Annotated in this window: 4 protein-coding genes; all 4 read right to left on the reverse strand. The window is 33.5% G+C overall.

All coding sequences use genetic code 11. The features are described from left to right. The coding region (locus tag VK998_RS06475; protein ID WP_325226715.1) for an aldehyde ferredoxin oxidoreductase N-terminal domain-containing protein at positions 1-1,046 on the reverse strand (1,046 nt) is incomplete at its 3' end. Between the two features lie 41 nt (positions 1,047-1,087). Then, a complete protein-coding gene (locus VK998_RS06480; RefSeq protein ID WP_325226717.1) occupies positions 1,088-2,182 on the reverse strand; it encodes a TRAP transporter substrate-binding protein in 1,095 nt (364 codons plus the stop codon). Between the two features lie 13 nt (positions 2,183-2,195). After that, entirely contained in the window at positions 2,196-3,380 is a 1,185-nt protein-coding gene (locus VK998_RS06485) for a M20 metallopeptidase family protein (protein ID WP_325226719.1), read from the reverse strand. Between the two features lie 39 nt (positions 3,381-3,419). Continuing rightward, a partial coding sequence (locus VK998_RS06490) for a TRAP transporter large permease subunit (RefSeq protein WP_325226721.1) occupies positions 3,420-3,753 on the reverse strand: 334 nt, incomplete at its 5' end.

The raw sequence follows: 3,753 nt of genomic DNA on the forward strand, positions 1-3,753 counted from the left end.
ATAGTATCTATTCCATACATATTGCAAAGTTGATTAGCCAAAGATACAGTTTCTAAATCTTTAATCCCACAGTAGGAACCTAAAGCTGCAGCAGTTTCATATTCTGGACCACCATATAGGGGATCTACTACTCCTGGTACTTCTACTACCCTTTTACATCTTACTGCACAACCATAACAAGTATCTCTTTTCTTCAATATAGTTTCACTCATTGTGGTACCTGTAATGTTTTTAGCTCCTTCTGGAAAATATCCAGTAGTCCAATTCTTAGTTGGCAAAAAACCATCATTGCTAAATTCTTCTAAATCTCCATCGGTACCATGTTCCCCTAATCCTTCCACATTAGGATTTTCTTTAATCATATTTACTACTCGTTTTGAAAACTCAGAAAACCCCTCTTTATCGTATGGGTCTAAACCTTTGCCTTTTTTAATTACTAATGCCTTTAAATTTTTAGAACCCATTACAGCACCAGTTCCATTTCTTCCATTAGCCCTATTGCACATATTTATTATAGAAGCATACTTTACTAAGTTTTCTCCTCCTGGACCTATTTGAGCAATTTCTATATCTTTATTATCTAATTCATCTCGAATAATTTCTTCGGCTTCTCCAGTTACCTTTCCCCATACATTTTGGGCATCTTTTAATTCGGCTTTATCCCCATCAATATATAGATAAACTGGTTTTTCTGATTTTCCTCTAAACAATACGGAGTCCCAACCATTGGATTTTAAATGCATAGGGAAAAAACCTCCAGCTTGACTATCCCCAATGGTGCCTGTAAGGGGGCTTTTTGTAGTAACAGTAACCCTACTTGTACCACTAATGGGTAAACCAGTAAAAGGAGATACTGAAAACACTAACATATTTTCTGGAGATAAAGGATCTGCTTTCGGATCCATATCTTGAAGTATTAAATATAATCCTAATGCTGAACCACCTGGATATAACCTATAAATATCCCCAGGAATTATTCTAGTTTTTATTTCACCTTTAGTTAAATTAACATCTAATATTCTAGCATCAGGAAATTTATTATACATATCTCTGCCTCCTTATATATCTTTAAATAATATTTTTATTATTAATACTTAGCTTCTACTTCCTTTATTTCTTCAATAAGTTTATTTAAAATTGCCTCTCCGTCAGAACCAACCATTTCTACATATTTTTCATAAGCAGTTTGACTAGCTTCTCTAAACATTTCCCTTTCTTCCTCAGTTAAATGGACTACTTCTATATCGCTTGACTCCACAATTTTATCTAAAGCTCCACCGTTAAGTTCTTCTTGTACCTCAAAGGAAAAGTCAACTAATTCATCAGCTGTGTCTAGAATCATTTGTTGAATATCTTCAGGTAATCCATTAAAGAAATCTGGATTTACAGTTGTACAAGTTACATATAGACTTGAAGATCCTAAAGTTAAATAATCTTGAACTTCATGGAATTTCATTTCCTCTATGGCTGACAATGGGTTTTCTTGCCCTTCTATCATATTTAATTGCAATCCGCTATATACTTCCATATATGGCACTGGTGTAGGATTAGCACCATATGCTTCATAGGAGGCAACAATCATTGGAGAAGGCATAGTTCTCATTTTAAGTCCCTTCCATTTATCAGGAGTATTAACTGGTTTACTAGTAGTCCACTCCATAGGCCCTTCTGTCCAATATGAAAGAACTTGTATATTTTTTTCTAAATATATTTCTGATAACATTTCATTTAAAGCTTTACTTGTTTTAAATACTTCTCTATTTACATCCATGTTCTCTGAGAATAAAAAATGTAATGAAAATAATTGATTTTCAGGCACTAATGTACCAGTATTTCCTGGTGAAATCATCGCAAATTCTAATCCACCATTTTGTAACAATTCTGCTTGTTGAGTTGCATCTCCTATTTGACCAACTGGATAAATATCTATTGTAATTCTTCCATTTGATTTTTCTTCAAGAACTTCAGCAAACTTCTTTACATAAACATCTTGAATACTACCATCATTTTCTTCATGTGCAAATCTCCAATGATATGTTTCTCCACTACTTGCAGCTTGTTCTGTATCTTCACCATTTGATGGCTCTGAAGTTGAATCCGTTGTATTTGTTTCTCCACCACAACCCACTAGTAAAGCAGTAACTAACACTAACGCAATTAAACTAAATATAAATTTTTTCATTACATAATCCCCCTTAATTTTTATTATTTAAAAAGGCTATAGCCGTCCTTATATGCATTTCTACTCCATATTTAAGTGTGTCTTCATCTAAATTAAATTTCGAATGGTGATGAGGATAATTAGTTTCTTTTTCTTCGTTACCATTACCTATGAAATATAGTACGCTAGGAACTCTTTGGGAGAATTCCGCAAAATCTTCACCAGCCATAGACCTATATTTAACAAAATTATCATCTACACCAAAAGTTTCAATTGATGCTTTCCTAACATAATTTACCATGTCTTGATTATTTAAAAGAGCTGGATTGCTAGGTATAAAATCCAATTTATATTTCACATTCATCGCTTCACATATCCCTTTTATAACCCTTTCAAATTTTTCTAGTAAAATTCCTTTTTCCTTTTCTTCATCTTTAAATAAAAATCTTATAGTTCCTCCTATCTCAACTTTATCCGCTATTATATTTCGTCCAGTGCCACCATTAATTTTCCCTATCATAATAACAGTAGGCAATAATGGGTCTATCTCTCTTGTTTGTATAGACTGTAATGTTTGAATTATATTTGTAGATGCTAAAATAGGATCTATTGCTTCATGGGGTGAACCAGTATGGCCTGCTTTCCCCATAATAGTTAATTCAAACTCTTCTAACGCTCCCATAACCGGTCCTTCTGCCAATCCTATTTCTCCACTTTTTAACGGAGTCCATAAATGTATGGCAAAAGCACCGTCGACTTTAGGGTCTTCAAGAACGCCTTCCTTTATCATATCTAGAGCACCAGCCTCTTCTTCATTAGGTTGAAATACAAATTTTATATTTCCACTAATTTGACCTTTATGATTAACTAATATCTTTGCTGCAATGAGTAACATGGCTATATGCCCATCATGACCACAAGCATGCATTAAACCTTTGTTTACTGAAGCATAGTCTAATCCTGTTTTTTCTGTTACTGGTAAAGCATCCATATCCGCTCTAAGTATTAGAGTTTTCCCAGGTTTTTCACCTTTTAGAAGCCCTACCACACCAGTTTTAGCTATTTTTTTTACTTCTAATCCAAGATTATTCAAATATTCATATATGATTTTAGAAGTCCTGAATTCTTGAAAACCTAATTCTGGATGCATGTGAAAATCTCGCCTTAGATCAATTAGCTCTTCTTCTAATGCTTCTACTTCTTGTTTTATATTAATCAATTACCCACCTCCTCTTCATTAATGAAAACAGTTTTTATATTATGCCATTGCAATATTTCTCAAGAATAATGCAATTTCTGGAAAGAAAATAACCAATAAAGATACTCCTATAAGCATAACTATGTAAGGTGGAGTTCCCTTAATGGAATCTAGATATGATTTATCGAATACTGCACAGGCAGTAAAAATATCACATCCAAAGGGCGGTGTTGCAGACCCTATAGCTGCTTGAAGAGTTATCAATACTCCTAAATGTATTGGATCTACTCCAGCTGCCATTGCTGCATTGTAGAATATTGGAGTAAGAATTACTATCACTACAATCGGATCTACAAACATACAGCCAACAAAGTAGAAAATAGCTACTGTAAAT

The sequence above is a fragment of the Schnuerera sp. genome (assembly GCF_035459645.1).
Lineage (GTDB): Bacteria > Bacillota > Clostridia > Tissierellales > Tepidimicrobiaceae > Schnuerera.

Bases quoted from the DNA above. Each gene is read 5' to 3' on its own strand.
- VK998_RS06480 (WP_325226717.1), bottom strand. From the start codon at position 2,182: ATGAAAAAATTTATATTTAGTTTAATTGCGTTAGTGTTAGTTACTGCT.